The 19,261-nt window shown below is 67.1% G+C and carries 24 protein-coding genes and 1 tRNA gene; 14 read left to right on the top strand and 11 right to left on the bottom strand.

Features of this window, described 5'->3' with window-relative positions; all coding sequences use genetic code 11:
* Positions 1-114: 114 nt before the first annotated feature.
* Positions 115-567, bottom strand: a complete 453-nt coding sequence (locus tag FLL57_RS12330; protein WP_013501744.1) for an iron-sulfur cluster assembly scaffold protein — start codon at positions 565-567, stop codon at positions 115-117.
* A 266-nt stretch (positions 568-833) separates the two neighbouring features.
* Here FLL57_RS12330 and folE point away from each other — a divergent pair, with 266 nt between their 5' ends.
* Both folE and hisI read left to right on the top strand, forming a co-directional pair.
* Positions 834-1,523 (top strand): GTP cyclohydrolase I FolE, encoded by a 690-nt coding sequence (gene folE, locus FLL57_RS12325; RefSeq protein ID WP_013501745.1) that lies wholly within the window; start codon positions 834-836, stop codon positions 1,521-1,523.
* 28 nt (positions 1,524-1,551) lie between these two features.
* A complete protein-coding gene (gene hisI / locus FLL57_RS12320; RefSeq protein ID WP_013501746.1) occupies positions 1,552-2,007 on the top strand; it encodes a phosphoribosyl-AMP cyclohydrolase in 456 nt (151 codons plus the stop codon).
* Positions 2,008-2,016: 9 nt separating this feature from the next.
* On the opposite strand, the gene FLL57_RS12315 is transcribed toward hisI, so the two are convergent.
* On the bottom strand, positions 2,017-2,724 hold the full coding sequence (locus FLL57_RS12315) for a hypothetical protein (protein WP_013501747.1): 708 nt from the start codon (positions 2,722-2,724) through the stop codon (positions 2,017-2,019).
* 213 nt (positions 2,725-2,937) lie between these two features.
* Between FLL57_RS12315 and FLL57_RS12310 the strand changes: the two genes are divergently transcribed.
* Positions 2,938-3,981 carry a transglycosylase SLT domain-containing protein gene (locus FLL57_RS12310; RefSeq protein ID WP_142883028.1) on the top strand — a complete coding sequence of 348 codons (1,044 nt, stop codon included), beginning with the start codon at positions 2,938-2,940 and terminating at the stop codon, positions 3,979-3,981.
* Between the two features lie 8 nt (positions 3,982-3,989).
* Here the strand turns inward: FLL57_RS12310 and FLL57_RS12305 are convergent, their stop codons facing one another.
* The 5 genes from FLL57_RS12305 to FLL57_RS12285 form a co-directional block, all read right to left on the bottom strand.
* Complete coding sequence (locus tag FLL57_RS12305) at positions 3,990-4,937, bottom strand: LysR family transcriptional regulator (RefSeq protein ID WP_142883027.1); 948 nt, start codon at positions 4,935-4,937, stop codon at positions 3,990-3,992.
* Between the two features lie 78 nt (positions 4,938-5,015).
* A complete protein-coding gene (locus tag FLL57_RS12300) occupies positions 5,016-6,689 on the bottom strand; it encodes a carbon-nitrogen hydrolase family protein (protein ID WP_142883026.1) in 1,674 nt (557 codons plus the stop codon).
* A 60-nt stretch (positions 6,690-6,749) separates the two neighbouring features.
* Positions 6,750-7,547, bottom strand: a complete 798-nt coding sequence (locus FLL57_RS12295; RefSeq protein WP_047308601.1) for an ABC transporter ATP-binding protein — start codon at positions 7,545-7,547, stop codon at positions 6,750-6,752.
* Between the two features lie 35 nt (positions 7,548-7,582).
* Positions 7,583-8,575, bottom strand: a complete 993-nt coding sequence (locus tag FLL57_RS12290; RefSeq protein WP_142883025.1) for an ABC transporter substrate-binding protein — start codon at positions 8,573-8,575, stop codon at positions 7,583-7,585.
* 35 nt (positions 8,576-8,610) lie between these two features.
* Positions 8,611-9,396 (bottom strand): ABC transporter permease, encoded by a 786-nt coding sequence (locus FLL57_RS12285; protein WP_041807767.1) that lies wholly within the window; start codon positions 9,394-9,396, stop codon positions 8,611-8,613.
* 379 nt (positions 9,397-9,775) lie between these two features.
* Here FLL57_RS12285 and FLL57_RS12280 point away from each other — a divergent pair, with 379 nt between their 5' ends.
* The gene (locus FLL57_RS12280) at positions 9,776-10,945 is read left to right on the top strand and encodes a DUF2336 domain-containing protein (protein WP_142883024.1); all 1,170 of its coding nucleotides are present in this window, start codon (positions 9,776-9,778) and stop codon (positions 10,943-10,945) included.
* Between the two features lie 146 nt (positions 10,946-11,091).
* Here FLL57_RS12280 and FLL57_RS12275 read toward each other — a convergent pair whose 3' ends face one another.
* Complete coding sequence (locus FLL57_RS12275; protein WP_142883023.1) at positions 11,092-11,682, bottom strand: Hpt domain-containing protein; 591 nt, start codon at positions 11,680-11,682, stop codon at positions 11,092-11,094.
* 17 nt (positions 11,683-11,699) lie between these two features.
* Complete coding sequence (locus tag FLL57_RS12270; RefSeq protein WP_013501756.1) at positions 11,700-12,245, bottom strand: response regulator; 546 nt, start codon at positions 12,243-12,245, stop codon at positions 11,700-11,702.
* A gap of 236 nt (positions 12,246-12,481) precedes the next feature.
* Between FLL57_RS12270 and FLL57_RS12265 the strand changes: the two genes are divergently transcribed.
* Together FLL57_RS12265 and FLL57_RS23325 are read left to right on the top strand one after the other, a co-directional pair.
* On the top strand, positions 12,482-12,667 hold the full coding sequence (locus FLL57_RS12265) for a hypothetical protein (RefSeq protein WP_142883022.1): 186 nt from the start codon (positions 12,482-12,484) through the stop codon (positions 12,665-12,667).
* Between the two features lie 199 nt (positions 12,668-12,866).
* A complete protein-coding gene (locus tag FLL57_RS23325) occupies positions 12,867-13,043 on the top strand; it encodes a hypothetical protein (protein WP_013501758.1) in 177 nt (58 codons plus the stop codon).
* A gap of 128 nt (positions 13,044-13,171) precedes the next feature.
* Here the strand turns inward: FLL57_RS23325 and FLL57_RS12260 are convergent, their stop codons facing one another.
* Entirely contained in the window at positions 13,172-13,999 is an 828-nt protein-coding gene (locus tag FLL57_RS12260; protein WP_235677134.1) for an NAD kinase, read from the bottom strand.
* Between the two features lie 185 nt (positions 14,000-14,184).
* Here FLL57_RS12260 and FLL57_RS12255 point away from each other — a divergent pair, with 185 nt between their 5' ends.
* The 6 genes from FLL57_RS12255 to FLL57_RS12230 all read left to right on the top strand — a co-directional run bounded on the left by FLL57_RS12255 (position 14,185) and on the right by FLL57_RS12230 (position 17,895).
* A complete protein-coding gene (locus FLL57_RS12255) occupies positions 14,185-14,604 on the top strand; it encodes a hypothetical protein (protein WP_142883021.1) in 420 nt (139 codons plus the stop codon).
* A 188-nt stretch (positions 14,605-14,792) separates the two neighbouring features.
* Positions 14,793-15,506 carry an outer membrane protein gene (locus FLL57_RS12250; protein WP_047307625.1) on the top strand — a complete coding sequence of 238 codons (714 nt, stop codon included), beginning with the start codon at positions 14,793-14,795 and terminating at the stop codon, positions 15,504-15,506.
* A gap of 175 nt (positions 15,507-15,681) precedes the next feature.
* Positions 15,682-15,807 (top strand): hypothetical protein, encoded by a 126-nt coding sequence (locus FLL57_RS23615; RefSeq protein WP_013501762.1) that lies wholly within the window; start codon positions 15,682-15,684, stop codon positions 15,805-15,807.
* A 167-nt stretch (positions 15,808-15,974) separates the two neighbouring features.
* Entirely contained in the window at positions 15,975-16,088 is a 114-nt protein-coding gene (locus FLL57_RS12245; RefSeq protein ID WP_013501763.1) for a hypothetical protein, read from the top strand.
* A 542-nt stretch (positions 16,089-16,630) separates the two neighbouring features.
* Positions 16,631-17,278: a hypothetical protein gene (locus tag FLL57_RS12235; RefSeq protein ID WP_235677133.1), complete on the top strand. Its 648-nt coding sequence runs from the start codon at positions 16,631-16,633 to the stop codon at positions 17,276-17,278.
* 170 nt (positions 17,279-17,448) lie between these two features.
* A complete protein-coding gene (locus FLL57_RS12230; protein ID WP_142883019.1) occupies positions 17,449-17,895 on the top strand; it encodes a BLUF domain-containing protein in 447 nt (148 codons plus the stop codon).
* Between the two features lie 30 nt (positions 17,896-17,925).
* On the opposite strand, the gene FLL57_RS12225 is transcribed toward FLL57_RS12230, so the two are convergent.
* Positions 17,926-18,000, bottom strand: a tRNA-Thr gene (locus FLL57_RS12225).
* A gap of 215 nt (positions 18,001-18,215) precedes the next feature.
* On the opposite strand from FLL57_RS12225, the gene FLL57_RS12220 reads away from it, so the two are divergent.
* Positions 18,216-18,695, top strand: coding sequence for a hypothetical protein (locus FLL57_RS12220; protein ID WP_142883018.1), 480 nt, complete (start codon positions 18,216-18,218; stop codon positions 18,693-18,695).
* A 57-nt stretch (positions 18,696-18,752) separates the two neighbouring features.
* The gene (locus FLL57_RS12215) at positions 18,753-19,256 is read left to right on the top strand and encodes a hypothetical protein (RefSeq protein ID WP_142883017.1); all 504 of its coding nucleotides are present in this window, start codon (positions 18,753-18,755) and stop codon (positions 19,254-19,256) included.
* Positions 19,257-19,261 lie beyond the last annotated feature (5 nt).

The raw sequence follows: 19,261 nt of genomic DNA, 5'->3' as shown, positions 1-19,261 counted from the left end.
GAGAGCGAGCGAACCCGGAATCGCCAGATTGTTGTGCGCTGTTTTTCACAACGGCGAGATTCCGGGTTCGCGAGCTTCGCCCGCGCCCCGGAATGACTCGGTGAGTGGGAGGGCTTACGCCGTTGCCTTCGCGGTTTCGCGCTGCGCTTCGATCTGCCCGATCGCGTCGACCACCGCGTCGAAGGTCAGCAGCGTCGATGCGTGGCGGGCCTTGTAGTCGCGCACCGGCTCGAGCATCGCGATGTCGGCCCATTTGCCGTCGGGCGGGGCGCCGTTCTCTTTCAGCATCTTGCGCACGGTCTCGCGCAACGCTTTGAGTTCGCTGGCGGTCGAGCCGACCACGTGGGTCGCCATGATCGACGACGAGGCTTGGCCGAGCGCGCAGGCTTTGACGATGTGGGCGAAGTCGGTGACGGTGTCGCCGTCCATCTTGAGGTCGATCGTCACGGTCGAGCCGCACAGTTTGGAATGCGCGGTGGCGCTGGCGTCGGGATGCTCCAGCCGCCCGATCCGCGGAATATTGCCGGCCAGTTCGATGATGCGGTTGTTGTAGATGTCGTTGAGCATGCGGCGAATTCCGTGCGGGCGCTGTGGTCACTGGTCGCCCGGGGCGGCGACCTTGGCGGTTCCGGCTTGTCGTCTTATATAGGAAGGGTGGGTTTCGAAATGAAGCCTCGCGGTGCGGCCGGTTGGGCCGCGCCGAGGTCGCGAGCCGAAGCCGGTCAAGCACTTGGCCGGCCGGGCTCGCCGAAGGGATCAAGACGACCGGCTGTAGTCCGCCCGTCTGCCCGGTGACACATCCGGCCCGATAAGGCCGGTCGAACGGAGTGAAGATGGACGCCAAAATCAAGCCGATCCGCGGCACCAAGCCGGCCGACGCCCGCAGCGAATTCCAGCCCGCCGAACTCGACCCGTCGGATTTCCTGGAAGTGGCGGTGCAGCCCGATCAACCGCGCCCGTCGCGCGCCGAGGCCGAGGCCGCGGTCAAGACGCTGCTGTCCTATATCGGCGAGAACACCGAGCGCGAGGGTCTGCTCGACACCCCGCGCCGGGTGGTCGAAGCCTATGACGAATTGTTCCAGGGCTATCACCAGTGCCCGAAGGAAGTGCTGGAACGCACCTTCGGCGAGACCGCCGGCTACGACGACTTCGTGCTGGTCCGCAACATCAGCTTCACCTCGCATTGCGAGCACCACGTGATGCCGTTCTACGGCAAGGCGCACATCGCCTATACGCCGGTCGAGCGCGTGGTCGGGCTGTCGAAGCTGGCGCGGCTGGTCGACATCTTCGCCCGGCGGCTGCAGACCCAGGAGCATCTCACCGCGCAGATCGCCGCCGCGATCGACGAGGTGATGAAGCCGCGCGGCGTCGCGGTGCTGATCGAGGCCGAGCACACCTGCATGTCGGTGCGCGGCATCGCCAAGAAGGGCGCCACCACCTTCACCAGCCGCTACACCGGCGTGTTCCGCGACAATCCGGCGGAGCAGGCGCGGTTCATGTCGATGGTCAGGGATCGCGGCTAACTCCCGCGTCCCGTAAGGCATTTCAATCGTGTCCAGCGAATCGCGTTCAGCTTCTTCACCCGTTGCGCCCGACGACATCGAGGAAGGCGTTGTGCTGCGTCCGAAATTCGACGCGCACGGGCTCGTCACGGTCGTCGCCACCGACGCGCGGACCGGCGACGTGCTGATGGTCGCGTTCATGAACGACGAAGCGCTCGACCGCACCATCCAGACCGGCGAGGCCTGGTACTACAGCCGCTCGCGCAAGCGGCTGTGGAAGAAGGGCGAGACCTCCGGCCATGTCCAGAAGGTGCTGGAGATGCGGGTCGACTGCGATCAGGACGCGGTGTGGATCAAGGTCGACCAGGCCGGCGGCGCCGCCTGCCACACCGGCCGGCACTCCTGCTTCTATCGCCGCATCGACCGCGGCGGCGACGGCGCGCCGGTGCTGATCGAAATCGACGCCGACCGCAAGTTCGACCCGGACAAGGTCTACGGCAAGTAGCCGAGCGGATCAGGCGAGCCGGTTGGCGATCTCGCGCTGCTGCTGCACCAGGTCCGGACCGGCCTTTGCGCCGGTCGGATCGGCGATGCTGTCGATGTAGTCCAGCGCGGCGGAGCGCAATTCGCCGTCCTTCAGGCTGATCACGCCCGACAGCGTCTGAATATTCATCGAGCGGATGTTGTAGCTGGTCCAGGCGCTCTGCTGCTGCTTGCTGCCCGGGCCGCCGGAGCCCTTTTCCTTGTTGTAGAGCTCGAGCGCGGCGTTGGCCGCCTTCAGCGAATTGAGCCCTGCGATCGCTTTCAGTTCCTTGGCCAGATCGGGATTGTCCTCGAAGAACTTCTCGATCTTCTCCTTCCACGGCCCTTCGGCGGTGACCTTGCCGAATTTGTCGACCTGCAGCCGGACGGCGTCGTCGAGGTTGACGTTCATTTTCTTGAACGCGTCGGTGAGCTTGGCGGTCAAGGCATCGGTGCGCTGCTGCAGCATCTCGTCGAACGACAGGGTGAGGTTGGCGGTGGCCGCCTTGTCGGCATTGGCCTTGTCGAGGATCGCCTTGGCGCGCTCGGACAATTGCACCGTATCGGCGGTCGCGGCTGAAGCCTGGGGCGTCGGCGCTGCGGAGCGATCGGCGTTCGAACCGGCCGGCCCGATCTGAGGCAGACTCGTCGGCTGAGCCCGGTTCGATGCCGCGGCGGATGAGTTGGCGATCGCGGTCATGGCAGCCTCGCTCGTCTTCACCGGGAAGATTCTCCAGATGACCACCGCAGATGGAACCAACTGCCCGTTAAGACAACGTTAAGAGCAGCGGTTTGCGCGAACAGCCCGCCTCCGGCCGGGCGCTTAACCACTCGTTAACCATACTCGCCCAGGGTGACCTACGGTGGAAAGGGCGCTTCCGCGCGCAAGCGCGCCGGGGGCGGAGCAGGGGCGATGGCGGCTGAGGTGTCAAATCCGGCGGTGATGATCGTCGATCCGGCGCGGACCAAGGTCGCCGGCGCGATCAAGCAGGCTGCCGGCCAGACCGGCACCAGCTTCCAGTATCTGCTCGCCACCGCCAAGATGGAGTCGGACTTCAACCCGAGCGCCCAGGCCACCACCTCGTCGGCGCAGGGCCTGTTCCAGTTCATCGAGCAGACCTGGCTCGGCACCGTGAAGGAGGCCGGCGCGCAGTTCGGCTACGGCCAGTATGCCGATGCCATCACCCGCTCGGCGTCGGGCAGCTATTCGGTCAGCGATCCGTCGGCGCGCACCGCGATCATGAATCTGCGCAACGATCCGGTGGTGTCGTCGGCAATGGCTGGCGTGCTGACCCAGTCGAACAGCTTCAAGCTGACCGGCGAGATCGGCCGCCGCCCATCGGATGCCGAACTCTACATGGCGCATTTCATGGGCGTGGCCGGCGCCGCCAAGCTGATCAACACGGCGAGCGACACGCCGAATGTCGCCGGCGCCGCGTTGTTCCCGTCGGCCGCCGCCGCCAACCAGTCGATCTTCTACGACCGCTCCGGCAATGCCCGCAGCGTCTCCGAGGTGTATTCCAATCTCGCCTCGCGCTACGAGGCGGCCGCCAGCTCGCCCGCGACGCAGAGCGCGATCGCTTCGGTCGCCGGTCTGCCGGTGACGCTGGCCTCGGCCGCACCGCCGCCCGCACCGGTCGACAACGCTGCGTATCTGGCGAGCTTCCCGGACGTCCGCAACGTCGCCCCCGCCCAGGCCGGCGACGCCGCGCGCACCGCCACCGCGCAGCGCGGCAGCGAGCCGATGTTCCGCTCGCTGTTCCTCGGCGGCGATCGGGCCGAGCCGGTGTCGCCGGCGGTGCAGTCGCTGTGGAGCTCGCCGTCGCCAACCACGTTGCCGTCGCAAGCCGCGATGCCGTCGCAGCCCGCGATGCCGGAGCTGTCGCGCACCCCCGAAGTCCGCCCCCCGAGCCCGCTCGACCTGTTCAGCGACCGTAGCGGCGCGTTCGCGAGCTGAGCGCGGTTTCAGCCGCTCCGCTTGCGGCGGCTGCGCTGGTTCTTGACCGAGTTGAGAAACGCCTTGTCGGCCTCGATGCGCTTTTCGAGGAAACTGATGACGGCTTTGATCCGGGCGACGTGCAGCAGGTCTTCGTGCACCGACAGCCAGATATCGCGCGTGGTGAACAGCTCGGGCATCACCGGCAGGAGCTCGGGATGGCCGGACGCCACGTAGGACGGCAGCATCGCGATGCCTTGCCCGGCCGAGACGGCGATCGACTGCGCCACCAGGCTGGTGCTGCGGAAGATCGTGTGCGGCGGCCGCAGCACGTCGGACAGCCAGCGGTTTTCCTGGCTGTAGATGTGATCCTCGATGAAATCGATGAAGGCGTGGGTCTCCAGCTCCTTCACCGTCGCCGGCGGGCTCCGCCCGGCGAAATACGCGTCTGTCGCGTACAGCGAGATCCTGAACTCGCCGACCTTCTTGATCGACAGCCGCTTGCCGTGCGGCCGGAAGAAGCTGACGAAGATGTCGGCCTCGCGCCGGCTGAGATCGAGCAGGCGGGTATCGGTGATCAGTTCGACCTGAATCGACGGATAGATCTTGTTGAAGTCGACGATGCAGCGGGTGAGATAGAAGCTGCCGATCCCTTCCATCGCCGCGATCCGCACCGCGCCGCCGGCATCGGCGGTGTCGGTGCCGATCGCCTCGACGATCGAGTTCGCCTGGCTCTCCATGCCCTCGGCATATTGCAGCAGCCGCATTCCGATCTCGGTCAGCGTGAAGCCGGACTTGCTGCGCTTGAACAGCGTCGAATTCAGGCTGCGTTCCAGCTCGCGGACGCGGCGACTGACGGTGGTGTGGTCGACCTTCAGCTTGGCGGCGGCGCGGACCAGGCTGCGCTGCCGCGCCACCTCGAGAAAATAGACGACATCGTTCCAGTCGTACCTGATGGTGCGCTGTGTCTTCGCCACGCCCGCTGCCGTCCCCGCGGCGCGGCCGGCGCCGATGCGCCGGCCTTCCGTTTGTGTCCGGACAGCCACCGAACGGGACTACGCCGCGACGATCGGAGCGTACGTCTCCACCAGCCGGTTTGCAAACATGTCCACCTTCGGGATCATCAGCTTCTGCCGGCACACCGCGAGGTCGATGTGCTTGGGCATCACCGCGCCGAGCTTCATCACGCGCGGCGCCGCGATGTTGATGTCCCATTGCGGGAAGCCGGTCGGCGGGATCACCACGCTGCCGCCGGGGTAGGGGCTGTCGACCCGGTTGGCGAGCACGACCGCCACGCGGTTGTCCTCGGCGCGCGGCACGGCGAGCAGTTCGCGCTCGAACGGCTCGCGCAGCGCCGCCGGCCACAGGATGATGTCGGCCGCGCCGATGCCGAGGCAGCGCGAGGTTTCGGGAAACACCGCGTCATAGCCCGACATCACACCGATGCGGCCGAACGGGGTGTCGAACACCGGATAGTCGAAGCCGGCGACGGCCCATTTGCGCTCCTCGGCGGTGAGATGCGTCTTGCGATAGCGGCCGATCTCCTTGCCGTCCGGTCCGATCAGGACCGTCGTGACATAAAGCCCCGCCGCGGCGCGCTCGACGATCGGCGCCGCGATCAGGCAGCCGTAGCGGGCGCTGATCTTGGCCACCGCCGCGAGGTTCGCCGCGGCCTGATCGGCGGCCGCAGCCGCTTCGTCGGGCATCAGGATGTAGTGCGCGCTGAAGGCGTATTCGGGCAGGGTGATCACCTTGGCGCCGAGCTTGGCGGTGTGGTCGACCATGTCGAGCACCTCGGCGACGCTGCACTCCGGCGTGACGTGCATCTGCACCGCCGCCACCTTGGTGACCGACTGCGACGGAATCAGCGGACGATCGGCGACCCCATAGACCGGGGTTTTCTCGTAGGGCAGCGCCATGATGCCGTATGTCTCGGGGCGGCGGTCGGCGATCTTGTCGTTGGCGGTGTAGATCGACTTGTCGGCGGCTTCGTCGAGATCGATGGTGGCGATCGACAGGCCGTGGGTGTCGTACGGCACCTTCGACAGCACGCGGCCCTTCGGATCGACGATCATGCTGCCGCCCGGATAGTAGATCGAGCGCTCGTAGCCGGCCTTGGTCGCCGCCACCAGCCAGACGCCGTTTTCGTAGGAGCGCGCCGGCCCCCACATGTCGGCCTGGTCCATGGCGAAGAAGTTCGCCATGTCGACGATCACTTCGGCGCCCTGCATCGCCATCGACCGGAAGATTTCCGGAATGCGCCCGTCGAAGCAGATCAACAGGCCGATTTTGCCGAGATCGGTGTCGACCACCGGGCAGCCGCGCTCGCCGAATGCGAACCAGTTCTGGTCGTGGGTGGCGAGGAACTGTTTGTGATAGTGGCACGCGACCTCGCCGTTGCGGTCGAACATGATGCCGGTGTTGAAGATCTTCTGTTTGGCCGGATCCCATTCGGTGATGCCGCTGGCGATATAGACGCCGTGCTTGCGGCTGAGCGCCGCCAGCGCCTTGACGAACGGGCCGTCGGTCAGCGTCTCGGCCAGTTCGCGGCAGTGCTCGGCGGAGTCGAACAGATAGCCGGTATCCATGCATTCCGGGAACACGATCAGCTCGGCGCCCTGCCGAACCGCGTCCTCGACGTACGCCGTCGCGAGCGCGATGTTGAAATCGAAATCGCCCAACTTGGCGAGTGTCTGCACCGCAGCGGCGCGAAACCGGCGCTTCGTCATGTCAGTCTCCAGATTCTGATGGTGGTTCGGATCGGTCGGGCCCGGCTCAGCCGGCGCCCGTCATTTCTTGACTTCCTGCCAGAAGCGATCGAGGCAGTGGCGCTTGATCGCCATGAAGTCGTCGCCGGTGGTGACGGCGCGGTCGCGCGGCCAGGGCAGGCCGATCTCGACGATCTCGGCGACCTGGGTGGGCCGTCGCGTCAGCAGCACCAGCTTGTCGGCCTGCTCGATCGCCTCGTCGAGATCGTGCGACACCAGCAGCATCGTGGTCTTCGTCTTCATGAAGATCTTCTGCAACTGCTCGCGCATCGACATCGTCATCTCGTAGTCGAGCGCCGAGAACGGCTCGTCGAGAAACAGCACCTCCGGCTCGGTCACCAGCGCGCGCAGGATCGACACCGTCTGCTGCTGCCCGCCCGACAGCGTGTAGGGATAGGCGTTGAGATCGATCCGGATCTCGAATTCCGCCAGCAGCTTCTCGATCCGCCGTGCGCGCTCGGCGCGCGGCACGCCCATCACCTTGAGCGGGTAGTGGATGTTGTCGATCGCCTTGAGCCAGGGAAACAGCGCCTCGCGGTAGTTCTGGAACACGTAGGAAATCCGCGTCTCGCTGATGCGCTGGCCGTCGTACAGCACCTCGCCGGCGTCCATCGGCATCAGCCCGGAGATCATGTTGATCAGCGTGCTCTTGCCGCAGCCGTTCGGGCCGAACACCGAGATGAACTGGCCGAGCGGCAGGTCGAGGTCGAAGCCGTCGTAGACGACGGCGTCGTTGAAGGTCTTGCGCAGGCCGCGGATCGTCATCTTCGCCTGCCGGCCCGGCTTCGGTGCGGCCGGGATCGGTGCGGTGTCGGTCATGGGCTCCGGCCGCAATTGGAGGACGCTGCGCGCGTTCATTCGCCGAGATCCGCCTTGGTCAGCAGCTTGTCGCGGACGTTGATCGGCCCCTGCACCACGCCCTGGGCGATGAACACGTCGACCAGCGCCTGATAGGATTTGACGTCGGTGTCGTCGAGATCCTTGAAGCCGCGCAAATAGGGCTGCGCGACGAGATCGAGCTGATCGGCCTTGATCGGCGTGTAGGCCGGCAGCACCGTCTTGTACTTGGCGAAGTCGGCGTTGACGAGGTCGGTGGCCTGGTCGATCACCGCGACGACGCGGCGCGCCACGTCCGGGCGCTCGGTCATGAACTTGGTCGTCATCACCGAGGCGCCGGAATAGAACGGATCGGCGATCACGCCGGCGACCGGGTTGGTCATCGCACGCTTGGCCTTGCCGGACGCGACCGCGATCGAGCCGACCGGCTCCAGCGACAGCGTGGCGTCGACCGTGCCGCCGACCACCGCCGGCACCTGCATGGCGACGGCGAGATCGACCAGCTTGACGTCCTTGTCCGGATCGAGCCCGGCGGCCTTCACCATCTGGCGCGAGATCGTGCGCCACTGGATGCCGGGGACGTGGCCGAGGGTCTTGCCCTTGAGGTCGGCGAAGCTCTTGATCTCGCTGTCCGGCTTGACGATCAGCCCGTCGTTGATGCGGTCGACCTTGATGCCGCCGCCCTGCAGCCCGAACACCTTCAGCTTGCCGGGGAATTTCGATTCCGCGATCATCGCGATGCCGGCCGCGGCGCCGGGCGGGCCGAAATCGGCGCGGCCGGCGATCAGCGCGTCGATGATCTGGTTCGGCGATTCCATCTTGGCGGAGTCGATCTCGATGCAGGCCTTCTCGAACAGCTTCTGATCGAGCGCCACGTAGTACGCGGTGGTCTGCATGATCGGCAGCCAGGCCGCGGTGACCTTGTCCATCTTGTCGCAGGCCGCCTGAGCGCCGCTGGTGGTGGAGAGCGCAGCCGTCACCGCGGCGGCCAGCAGAAGGGATTTGGACATCGTCGTCTCCTTGTGAACGAGGGCAGCGGGGAGGGTCATTTGCCCGACCAGTGGACGATCGAGCGCTCGAGAAACAGCAGGATCAGGTTGAGGCCGTAGCCGAGCGCGCCGGCGATCAGGATCGAGCCGTACATGTCGGTGAGCGAGTAGGAGATCTGCGCGTCGATGATGCGGTGGCCCATGCCGTCGGTGGCGCCGATGAACATCTCGGCGACGATGATCACCACCAGCGCCAGCGACACCGCGGTGCGCAGCCCGATGAAGGTCTGCGGCAGGGTCTCGAAGAAGATCACGTCGCGGAAGATCCGCAGCGACGAGGCGCCCATCGAGCGGGCGGCGAGGATCCGGGTCTGCCGCGCATTCATCACGCCGTAGGCGACGTTGAACACGATCACCAGCCAGGCGGCGAACGCCGCCACCGCGATCTTGGCGAGATCGCCGAGCCCGAACAGCAAGAGGAACAGCGGAAACATCGCGGTCGCCGGCGTCGAGCGGAAGAAGTCGACGATGAACTCGACCGAGCGGTACACCGCCGCCTTGGCGCCGAGCACGATCCCGACCGGCACGCCGGCGACGATCGCGATCGCGATCGAGTAGCCGACGCGAACCATGGTGTGCCAGATGTCCTTGGTCATGCTGCCGGACCAGATCGCGACCGTGGTGTCGCGCAGCGTGTCGACCGGAGAGGGCAGCAGATCCTTGTTGACCCAGCCGCCGCGTGCGGCGAGCCACCACACGCCGAACAGCAGCACCGGCCCGATCGCCAGTTCGGTGGCGCGCCGCAGTCTGGCTGTCGTGGCTTTCGAGATGGCTGTCTGCACGGCGCTCTCCCGGATGATCAGGCGGATGTCAGCGGTTAGTAAGCCCATCATCGCCGGCCGCAGCCGTATGAAAATAACGAATTGTGCAAGGCAATGTGCGAATTTGCATATTCAAATGCCGCACGTGAGCGATCAATCTGTAATCATACATTGTCGCGTTTGTAGGCAGGCGGCCGCCGCTGGCTCCGGCGAGGCCGCCGCCGGCCCGGCCGCAAGCCGGCGCCGCCATCGGCGCCCTGGCGGGCGCCTTATCCTTAACGAAACGTCAACGAACTCAGCCGGTTATGGTGAACCCTTTGTTAAGGGGCATGGTTTATCGATGGTTGACGTAAGGCGCCTTGCGATGGTGCGGGGTGAAGTTGCGTCGGCCGGAAGTGTCATGATTGTTCGGCAGTTCATCAGTTGGATCCGTCACGCACCGGCCGGCGAACGCGCCGAAGCCACCCGCGCTCTGGCCCGCGCCTGGCTGATTTCCGATCTGTCGATCGACGACCGCATCGCCGCCGAAGGCGCGCTGCTGCTGATGCTCGACGATCCGGCCGCGCAAGTGCGTCAGGCGATCGCCGAGGTGTTCGCTTCGACGCCCGATGCGCCGCCGACGATCGTGCGCGCGCTCGCCTCCGATCAGGCCTCGGTAGCGCTGCCGGTGCTGGAATTCTCGCCGCTGTTACTTGACGCCGATCTGGTCGACATCGTCGCCACCGGCGACAACGCGGTGCAATGCGCGGTGGCGCGGCGCTTCCAGCTACCCGCCGCGGTGTGTGCGGCGATCGCCGAGGTCGGCTCGCCGGCTGCGGCGCTGGAACTGATCGAAAATCCGCACGCCGAGCTGGCTCCGTTCTCGTGGGACCGCATCGTCGAGCGTCACGGCCATCTCGCCGCGATCCGCGAGTCGATGCTGGCGCTGCCGGATCTGCCGGCGGCGACGCGGCTGGCGCTGGTGGCGAAGCTGTCCGACACCTTGCAGCAATTCGTGGTGGCGCGCGGCTGGCTCAGCGCCGATCGCGCCGCGCGCGCGACCGGTGAGGCGATGGACCGCTCGACGATCGCGATCGCCGCGCGCGCCCGAGGCGCCGACATCGCGGCCTTGATGCGGCATCTGCGCCAGTCCGGCACGCTGACCGCCGGGCTGATCCTGCGCGCGCTGCTGTCCGGCAATCTGCCGCTGGTCGAACACGCGCTCGCCGAACTGTCCGGCACCGCTCCGGCGCGGGTCGCGGCGCTGCTCGCCGACGGCGGCCGCGCCTCGCTCAACGCGCTGCTCGGCCGCGCCGGGCTGCCCGAAACCGTATTCCCGGCGTTCCGCGCCGCGCTCGCCGCGGAGCGTGAGATCGGCTTCGTCGCCAACGAATCCGGCGCCGCACGCCTGCGCCGCCGCATGGTCGAGCGGGTGCTGACCCAGTGCGAGACCGATCCGGATGCGGCCGGTCCGCTGTTGATCCTGCTGCGCCGCTTCGCCACCGAATTCGCCCGCGAAGAAGCCGCCGCGCTGCGCGACGAAGTGATCGCCGAAGAAGCCAGCTGGCGCTACGCGCCGGTTGCGGCGTAGCTTAGCCCCTGCAAGCCAACGATGAGTCATTCCGGGGCGCTTGCGTAGCAAGCGAACCCGGAATCTCGCGCTGTTGAGAGCTCGGCGTCGTCACAACCTCTGGATTCCGGGTTCGCCGCTGCGCGGCGCCCCGGAATGACAAACCATTACTCGTCCGGTGCGATGCTCGGGGCCAGAATGGCTTCGAGATGTTCGGGGCGGTCGCGGTTGACAGCGGCGAGGTAATCGTCGGCGACGCCGCGCAGCTTGCGGTTCAGCGCCCGCTGCACTTCGGATTTCTGGCCGCCGGCGCCTTCGCGGACGATCGCCTGGATCGCGGCGACGTGGTTGGCGATCAGTTCGCCCGGCACTTTGGACAGATCGGGTGCGTGCTCGATGATACGGCACAGGCTGGCGGCGGTCGCAGCCGCGGCCGGAAAGCCGAAAGTGGCGGCGTCGCCCTTGATGTCGTGGGCGGCGCGGAACAGCGCGGCGCGATTGTCCTTGGTGACGCCGTCGCGCTGCAGGTCGGCGTGGGCGGCGGAGAGCCGCTGGCATTCCTCCGCCATCCAGTCGCCGAACTCGCCGGACAGCGACGCCAGCGCGGCTTCGGCGCGCGCCACCGGATCGTCGGCGGGCTCGGCGGGAGCGTCCTCGGCCAGCCGCCGCATCGCGCGGCGCAGCGGGTTGGCCTGGGTGATGACCTGATGGGTCGGGAAGGTCGCGACCTGAAGGTCGCCGGGGCGGGGCTTGCTCATGGCTCTCGAAACGCCTGCTAGGTGTTGACCCGGGCCTTATCGAGCAGCGACGGCTGCTGGATGATGTCCGCTTCGCCGCCGTGGCGCCGCTCCGGGCCGATATAGCCGGCGGTGGTGTTGCGGCGGCGGTCGGGGCCGAAGTAGTTGCGGGTGCGGATGAACGGGCGCGGACTCGCCACCACGTTGAGGATGCGCTGATACAGCCCCTTCGACGAGATCGGCTTGGCGAGGAACTCGGTGACGCCGGCATCGCGCGCCAGGGTGACGCGGCGCTTTTCGGAATGCGCGGTCAGCATGATGATCGGCGCATAGGGATTGCCCTTGGCCTCCGGCTGCCGGATCATCTGCGCCAGCTCCAGCCCGTCGAAGATCGGCATTTCCCAATCGGTGATCAGGATGTCGGGCGAGTAGTGGCTGTACATTTCGAGCGCGGTGGCGCCGTCCTCGGCCTCATAGACTTCGCGGGTGCCGAACGAGTGCAGCAGCGTGCGCAAGATGCGCCGCATGTGCGGATTGTCGTCGACGATCAGGAAGCGCAGCTTGTTGAAGTCGATCCGGTACATGGCACGGCCCGGGCGCGCTTTGCGCCGATAAACGTTGCGTTAACGATAGCGGCGCGTCGTTAAGGAAGAGTTGAGGGGGCCGCGGCGCGCGGGGCGCCGCCGAAGAGTCGGCTTTGGGGCAGACTTTCGGCTGCGATCGCATGGCGCAGGCCGGCCGAATCCGCCGGCCGAAAAGGCAGTGGCGATGGAACCCGGAATCGTGCGGACTAGAGGCCGTCTTGATTCGGATGGCGCGCATGACCAACACCCCCCCGCATTGCCCCGCCTGCAACGTCGCCTTGGAGCTGATCGGCAACAGGCCGCTGGTGCAGGGCTATCAGGTGCGCGAATACAAATGTGCGTCCTGCGGCACCGAGACCCACCGCGCCACGCCGTGGGACCACTCGCTGACCGAGCCGCACGGTCCGTTCTATCACGAGTAGTTCGTGTTGCGTTGCACACAGGCGCGCTTAATCAAGGATTAGCCATCGCGCACGACTTGGGCGGCGCGGCAGCGATCGGTTGTCGCCGGTCATTCAAGATTATCACTCGGGCGCCTAGCATCGTGTATCGTTCGCGCAGCGACGCGACCGGCTCGCCTTCCCGGCGCCGGCTGCGCGCCAATCGAGGAGAGGAACGACCATGGGTGACGACGTCGTCGCGTTCGCAGTGTTCACGCTGATCTGCAGCGCCTTCCTCGCCGGGCTGATGCTCACCTACACCCGCCGCATCGCCCGCCTGCGCAGCCTCGTCACCCGGATGAGCGCCGTCAACGATCTGGTGCCGCAACCGGTGCCGGTGCGCAGCAAGAAGGCCTGAGCGCTCCGGCCTCTCCCCAACTCATGCCTGGCATGACGGGGTGAATGCTGAGGCGGCTGGTATCAAGGTCAAATCGCAGGTCGATGGCGAGGCGAGGGGAGGCGGGCAGCCGCTCTCCACAAAATCCCTCAATACCCGCCAAACTGCTCGCTGAGAATCCGCTCCTCGAGCGAGTGCCCCGGATCGAACAGCATCCGCATCGCGATGGTCTTGTCGGAGATCACTTCGACGCGGCGGACGTCGCGGGCTTCGTCGTGGTCGGCGACGGCGGCGACCGGGCGCTTGTCGACTTCGAGCACGTCGATCACCACGAAGGCGCTGTCGGGCAACAGCGCGCCGCGCCAGCGCCGCGGGCGGAACGGCGAGATCGGGGTCAGCGCCAGGAGCTGGGCGTTGATCGGCAGGATCGGGCCCTGCGCCGACAGATTGTAGGCGGTCGAGCCCGCCGGGGTCGCCACCATGATGCCGTCGGCGACCAGTTCGCTCATCCGCTCGCGCTCGTCGATCGAGATCCGCAGCCGCGCCGCCTGGTGGCTCTGGCGAAACAGCGACACCTCGTTGATGGCGTGATGGATGTGGACCTCGCCGTAGATGTCGGTGGCGCGCATCAACAGCGGATGGATCACGGTCTCGCGCGCGGCGGCGAGGCGGGTGCGCAGATCGACCGTGGAATATTCGTTCATCAGGAATCCGACGGTGCCGCGGTGCATGCCGTAGATCGGCTTGCCGCTGCGCATCTGCTGATGCAGCGTCTGCAGCATCAGGCCGTCGCCACCGAGCGCGACCACGACATCGGCCTCCTGCGGCTCGGCGTTGCCGTAGAGCTGCACGAGCTGCGCCAGCGCGGCCTGCGCCTCGGCGCTGGTCGAGGCGACGAAGGCGATGTGGTCGGTCGCGATGCGCGGCGATGCGGGGCGGGACGAAGGGGTGCGGTCTTGCCGCGCGGACGTGCTCATCGAAGGCGGCCTCTGACGGCGGCGGACATGACTGCCGGCGCGGTGCCGGCCGCCTGTCACCGCCGCCGGTCTATACGAGGTGTCCGGGCGTTGTCGAGCCGGGCCGGGCGCCGTGCGCTGCGCCGCGGCGGCGCGCGGCCGTCCGGTCTTTGATTTCGCAGCCCGCCGCGCTATGGCAATGGGCCATGCTTCGCCGTTTCGCCGCGTCCCCACAGTCCCGGCTGCCGCTGCGCGCCGCTTTGGCGCTGCCGCTCGCGGCGCTGCTCGGCGCCTGCGCGATCGGCGGCTCGGCGTCGTTCGACAGCGATCCGCCGCAGCCGTTTCCGGCGAATTATCGCAGCGAGATCCCGGCGTTCCTGCGCACCTATCTGAACGACCCTTCGGGCCTGCGCGAGGCCGCGATGGCCGAGCCGGTGCAGCGCCCGGTCGACGGCCGGACCCGCTGGGTGTCGTGCCTGCGCTTCACCCCGCGCGGCGGTACGCTGCAGGACATGGCGATCGTCCATGTCGACGGCCGGCTCGACCGGGTCGCACAGCAGGCCGGCGAGCTGTGCGCCGGGGTGGTGTATGCGCCGTTTCCCGCACTGGAAAAATTGTCGCGCTGATCCCGACCGGATCGCAATCCGCCGCGACTAATCTGATGCCGGCCTGACAGGGAGGGGTTCCAGAGTGTTGCGGCGTCGTCACAGTCCTGCTGAATGAATGCTGCGCCGTCGCCACCGGGCAACCAAACCATTGCCATGCTGTTTTGAGCACATCGGAACGCATCGAAGGAGGGACGACGATGACCACGATGAAGAACACTCTGCTCGGCGCAGCGGCGGTGATCGCGCTCTCCGCTCCCGCCTTCGCGGCCGATCTGCCGCCGCGGCCCTACACCAAGGCGGCGCCCGCCTATACGGCGCCCGAAGTGGTGTACAACTGGACCGGCTTCTATGTCGGCGGCCATGTCGGCGGCGCCTGGGCCGGCGACAACAGCATCCCGGGCAATTCCGGCCGGTTCTTCGGCGGCGTCCAGGGCGGTGCGGACTATCAGTTCGCCACCAATTGGGTGATCGGTATCGAGGCGCAATATAGCTGGCTGTCGTCGAGCAACACCGGCGTGCTGTTCTCCGGCGGCAGCACCGCGGCGGAAGACACCCGCGGCCTCGGCTCGGTCACCGGCCGGCTCGGCTACACCTGGGGACCGACGCTGCTCTACGCCAAGGGCGGCTACGCCTGGCGCGACAGCGATCTCGGCGTCGCCACCGCGGCCGGCTTCCCGGCGGCCTACACCACCAGCGGCAGCCGCAACGACGGCTACACCGTCGGCGCCGGCCTGGAATATCTGTTCGCGCCGAGCTGGTCGGCCAAGGTCGAGTACCAGTACTACAAGTTCGGCGACACCACCTTCACCGGCGGTCCGGCCGACGTGGTCGGCACCTCGTTCCGTAACGACGAGCACACCGTCAAGGCGGGCATCAATTACCGCTTCGGCTGGGGCGGGCCGTCGGTCGCCAAGTACTGACCGGGCCGCGATCCCGCCTCGCCGAAACGCAGCGTCAGGGCCGGCCGTCGCGCCGGCCTTTTTTGTGTGCGCAACGAAGGGCTTAGCGAGCCGGGAATCGAAGGTTAACGAGGGTTAAATCCGGCGAAAAATATCGCCTGGGACTCCACGGCTAGAATCACCCGATGGTCCGGTCATGACCACGGGTTCCGACATGACGAAGATCCTGAAAACCCGCATCGACAGTGCTCCGGCCGGCCTCACCCTGGCGCTGCTGGGGGCCTGCGCGATCAATCTGACCGTGCTGGTGCGGTGGCTGTGACGCCCGCCCGGCAGGCCGTGACCGCAGCGGCTGCGCCGCCGTTGACCGGCGTCAACGCCGCCGGTCGCGGCCGTGCGAATAATCGTCTCCGGCAGACGTCGCGGCTGTGACGCTGCCGCGGCGGCGCCCGGACGATGCGCCGCCCGTTGTGGCGGAGGACCGATCCGATGAGCGAGAGCGACGTTCTGGTGGTGGCCGCAGCCGGCCTGTCGACGCTGGTGATCTGGCTCGGCGTGGTGATTCAGGGCCGGATCGCCGCCGCGCTGGCATCCCGGCACTGATCGATCAGGATCCACGGCGCGCCGACATCCGGACCGACGTCATAGACGTCGACCCGGCCGCATCGGCGGCACTCGTAGGTGCGACGCTCGCCGCCGGCGGCGGCGGGCGTGCTGCGCGTCAGATGCGCAGCCGCCCCACACGCACCACAGCGATGAAACAAATAATCTCGCTCCTGCATCAACCACATGGGAGATTCCTCCGAAGAGTATCTGCTGCATTCTTGCAACCTATACTGGCAGTGAAATTGATCCAGCTCAAATGGCGCCGAGTTCCTTTGGTGAAACTGATAGTTATGAGAGTTAGTTGCGTCGCCTTTGAGTTGATTGTGAGTCGTCGACAGCCGGAGCCGACCGGCATGCACGTCGGCGGTCGAGTCCGATCCCGCCTTCGCGAGGAGTTCGGTCTGAACTCGTAGCGCCCCCAGGCTGCGGCGAGCCGGGAGCCGTGCCAAGATGCGCATACCTTCGGCAGCCACATGCAGTCTGTCGCCAAGCGTTGACCGGCTATGAGCGGTCGGATAGCTGCTGTGCGCCGTGCTGCAGTGACGGCGGCGCTGCCCGATCACCCGGTGGCGGGTGGCGGCTGCCAGATGAGGAATTCCCCGATCATGTTCGCCAATCCAAGCAGTGTTGAGGTCGTCAGACACGTGCCTCATCGCTGGCTGATCAGCCAATGGGCGCGAGGCGGCAGGATCCCCGATCCGGCGATGGTGCCGTTTGCGTTCGAGCCCGCGAGCCTCGATATGTCGCGATCGATCGTCACGCGGGTGGTGGGCCTGGCGGAGCCACGGCGTTACCAGATCCTGCATTATGGATCGTTGCTGTCGGCCGCCACCGGCCTGGAGCCTCGCGGGTTGCATCTCGACGAGTTTCTGTCGCCGGCGGCGCGCGACCACATGCTCGCGCAATACGAGCTGTGTCGGCGCAGCCGCAAGCCGGTGTACTCGATCTCCTCGGTTTCCGATGCGCACGACGTGCCGGTGGACTACGAGAAACTGCTGCTGCCGTTCACCAACGCCGGCGGCGAGGTTCATTGCATCTTCACCACGTCTTTGCTGATCAGTACCGAAGGCCGTTTCGAGCGCGACGGCATTTTCGCCAATGGCGACTTCCCGGCACCGAGATCGGCGGTGGTGTATACGATCAACGTGGCCCGCCAGAACCTCGTTCCGAGCAGCGTCGCCGTCTGATCGGTGCGGCAACAGGCGTGGCGGGGCGAGGCAGGCGCGCGTTGCGGTCGTTGCCGGGCGGTGGTGCTGGATCGCGGACAGCTTCGGCCGGCCCGGTCGCGCGTCGGCCGAGGGCGTTTCGGGGCCGATGCTCACACAGGAGGGAAGCGCCCAAGCGGGTGAGGGATTCGATGCAGGCGCAGCTTTTTCGCGTTCTCTATGTCAGCCGAAACCGGATCGCAGGGGGGCTCGACAGCCTCTCGTCGGAAATCGCCGATATCCTCGCCACCTCCCGCGCCCACAACGAGCGGGAAGGGATCACCGGCGCGCTGATCTTCAACAGCGGCTTCTTCGCTCAGGTGCTCGAAGGCCCCCGCAGCGCCGTCGAAGCCGTGTTCGAGGCGATCCAGCAGGACCGCCGTCACAGCGACATTCAGGTGTTGCTGGCGGGCCCGATCGCCGTCCGAGCGTTCCCCAACTGGGCGATGGCGCATGTCGGCCAGTCGCCCCGCCACCAGCACGCGCTGGCCTGGCTGCAGGCCGAGACCGGATTCCACGCCGGGCATCTGGTCGGCGAACGGCTCTACACCATCGTGATGGAAATGGCCTACGCCCAGGAGACGGACGACGTCGCATAGCGCTGCGAAGCTGCTTTGCGTCGAGCCCAATGGTGCCGGCGGAGAGGATCGAACTCCCGACCTTCGGTTTACAAAACCGCTGCACTACCGCTGTGCTACGCCGGCATCGGGCAGACAGCTAGCAGCGCCGCCGCGGCTCGACAAGGCCGCTGCAGCGGTTTCCGTGGCGCCGAGCGCACCGCCGATCGAAAGCCGGCATTAACGACGTTGCGATCTATCGCGGCGGACGGACCCCGAACCCGGGTTGCGCGTTAGGCTTACCGGCCGCTGCCGGCCGTGCCTTAACCCATCTGCCAGGCTTTTCCCTTAGCGTTTGCCGCATGTCCGATCCCTTCACCCTTCGACGTCTGGCGCCCGCGCTGGCGCTTCTGACCGCGACCTTCACCGCGGCCCCGGCGCTCGCCGAGAGCGGCGGGCGGGCGATCGTCATTCCGGGGCGGCCGGGCGTGCCGATCATCATCAACGGCCGCGACGCGTCCTATGCGATGATCGAGGGCGATTGGGGGCTGGAGCGCGGCACCCATGTGCAGCCGACGATCTACGGCAGCCGGCGGGTGGTGTATCCGGAGGTCGGCCATTATTACCCGGGCTCGAACCGGCTGCCGGGCTACGGCCGGCTGGAGATCGAGCCGCCGCCGGACCGCAAGCTGCCGAAGCCGGCGGAGAGCTTCCATCAATCCTGGGAAGTGGAGTCGCGCCCGCCGCAGCCGGCGCCGCCGTCCCCGATGATCGAACCCCAGGTGCTGATTGCGCCGCCGTTCGACGAGCCGCCGCGGCCCGGCCCGCGGCCGTACCGGTGATGGCCCCCGTGCCGCCGACACCACGATCTCGACCACGACATCGAACAGGAGCGTAGCATGCGTACATTGGTTTCCGGACTGGTCGCGGCCTTGGCCGTGGTGACCGCGAGCGCCGCGCCGGCGCTGGCCTGCGGCGGAGGTGTGTTCGGCGGCGGCTGCGGGCCGTGCGGCCCGGTGGTCAGCCCGTGCGGCAACGGCTACGCCACGTTCGAGACCGGCTACGGCTATGGCTACGGCACCGCGGCGTTCGATCGCCTGCCGGACCCGACCCGCTATTACTACGTCAACCAGGGGCCGGCCTATACCGGCCCGGGCCGGTTCGCGCCGCGTCCCTATTACGACGAGCGTGCCGTCTCGGTGTATCGCACCGGCACCGCCTACACCGGCGGCGCCTATGCGCACGCCATGACCCATCAGGTGATCGGAGAGCCGTCGTGGGGGCCGGCGGTGGTGCGTTATCGCGGCCGCCATCACGTCCGGCCGGGGGCGCACCGCCACCACCATGCCGGCTGGCACCGCGGCCATCGCCCCCACGGGCCGATGCATCACCATCGTTACTGATCGGC

Source organism: Rhodopseudomonas palustris (assembly GCF_007005445.1).
Classification (GTDB): domain Bacteria; phylum Pseudomonadota; class Alphaproteobacteria; order Rhizobiales; family Xanthobacteraceae; genus Rhodopseudomonas; species Rhodopseudomonas palustris_G.
Note: the sequence above shows the minus strand (reverse complement) of the source record. Positions and strands in the feature narration are given on the sequence as shown.

What these genes read in the sequence shown, in the direction of transcription:
- FLL57_RS12330 (WP_013501744.1), bottom strand. Translation starts at nt 567, where the DNA reads ATGCTCAACGACATCTACAACAACCGCATCATCGAACTGGCCGGCAAT.
- folE (WP_013501745.1), top strand. Translation starts at nt 834, where the DNA reads ATGGACGCCAAAATCAAGCCGATCCGCGGCACCAAGCCGGCCGACGCC.
- FLL57_RS12315 (WP_013501747.1), bottom strand. Translation starts at nt 2,724, where the DNA reads ATGACCGCGATCGCCAACTCATCCGCCGCGGCATCGAACCGGGCTCAG.
- FLL57_RS12310 (WP_142883028.1), top strand. Translation starts at nt 2,938, where the DNA reads ATGGCGGCTGAGGTGTCAAATCCGGCGGTGATGATCGTCGATCCGGCG.
- FLL57_RS12300 (WP_142883026.1), bottom strand. Translation starts at nt 6,689, where the DNA reads ATGACGAAGCGCCGGTTTCGCGCCGCTGCGGTGCAGACACTCGCCAAG.
- FLL57_RS12295 (WP_047308601.1), bottom strand. Translation starts at nt 7,547, where the DNA reads ATGACCGACACCGCACCGATCCCGGCCGCACCGAAGCCGGGCCGGCAG.
- FLL57_RS12290 (WP_142883025.1), bottom strand. Translation starts at nt 8,575, where the DNA reads ATGTCCAAATCCCTTCTGCTGGCCGCCGCGGTGACGGCTGCGCTCTCC.
- FLL57_RS12280 (WP_142883024.1), top strand. Translation starts at nt 9,776, where the DNA reads ATGATTGTTCGGCAGTTCATCAGTTGGATCCGTCACGCACCGGCCGGC.
- FLL57_RS12275 (WP_142883023.1), bottom strand. Translation starts at nt 11,682, where the DNA reads ATGAGCAAGCCCCGCCCCGGCGACCTTCAGGTCGCGACCTTCCCGACC.
- FLL57_RS12270 (WP_013501756.1), bottom strand. Translation starts at nt 12,245, where the DNA reads ATGTACCGGATCGACTTCAACAAGCTGCGCTTCCTGATCGTCGACGAC.
- FLL57_RS12265 (WP_142883022.1), top strand. Translation starts at nt 12,482, where the DNA reads ATGACCAACACCCCCCCGCATTGCCCCGCCTGCAACGTCGCCTTGGAG.
- FLL57_RS23325 (WP_013501758.1), top strand. Translation starts at nt 12,867, where the DNA reads ATGGGTGACGACGTCGTCGCGTTCGCAGTGTTCACGCTGATCTGCAGC.
- FLL57_RS12260 (WP_235677134.1), bottom strand. Translation starts at nt 13,999, where the DNA reads ATGAGCACGTCCGCGCGGCAAGACCGCACCCCTTCGTCCCGCCCCGCA.
- FLL57_RS12255 (WP_142883021.1), top strand. Translation starts at nt 14,185, where the DNA reads ATGCTTCGCCGTTTCGCCGCGTCCCCACAGTCCCGGCTGCCGCTGCGC.
- FLL57_RS12250 (WP_047307625.1), top strand. Translation starts at nt 14,793, where the DNA reads ATGAAGAACACTCTGCTCGGCGCAGCGGCGGTGATCGCGCTCTCCGCT.
- FLL57_RS23615 (WP_013501762.1), top strand. Translation starts at nt 15,682, where the DNA reads ATGACCACGGGTTCCGACATGACGAAGATCCTGAAAACCCGCATCGAC.
- FLL57_RS12245 (WP_013501763.1), top strand. Translation starts at nt 15,975, where the DNA reads ATGAGCGAGAGCGACGTTCTGGTGGTGGCCGCAGCCGGCCTGTCGACG.
- FLL57_RS12230 (WP_142883019.1), top strand. Translation starts at nt 17,449, where the DNA reads ATGCAGGCGCAGCTTTTTCGCGTTCTCTATGTCAGCCGAAACCGGATC.
- FLL57_RS12220 (WP_142883018.1), top strand. Translation starts at nt 18,216, where the DNA reads ATGTCCGATCCCTTCACCCTTCGACGTCTGGCGCCCGCGCTGGCGCTT.
- FLL57_RS12215 (WP_142883017.1), top strand. Translation starts at nt 18,753, where the DNA reads ATGCGTACATTGGTTTCCGGACTGGTCGCGGCCTTGGCCGTGGTGACC.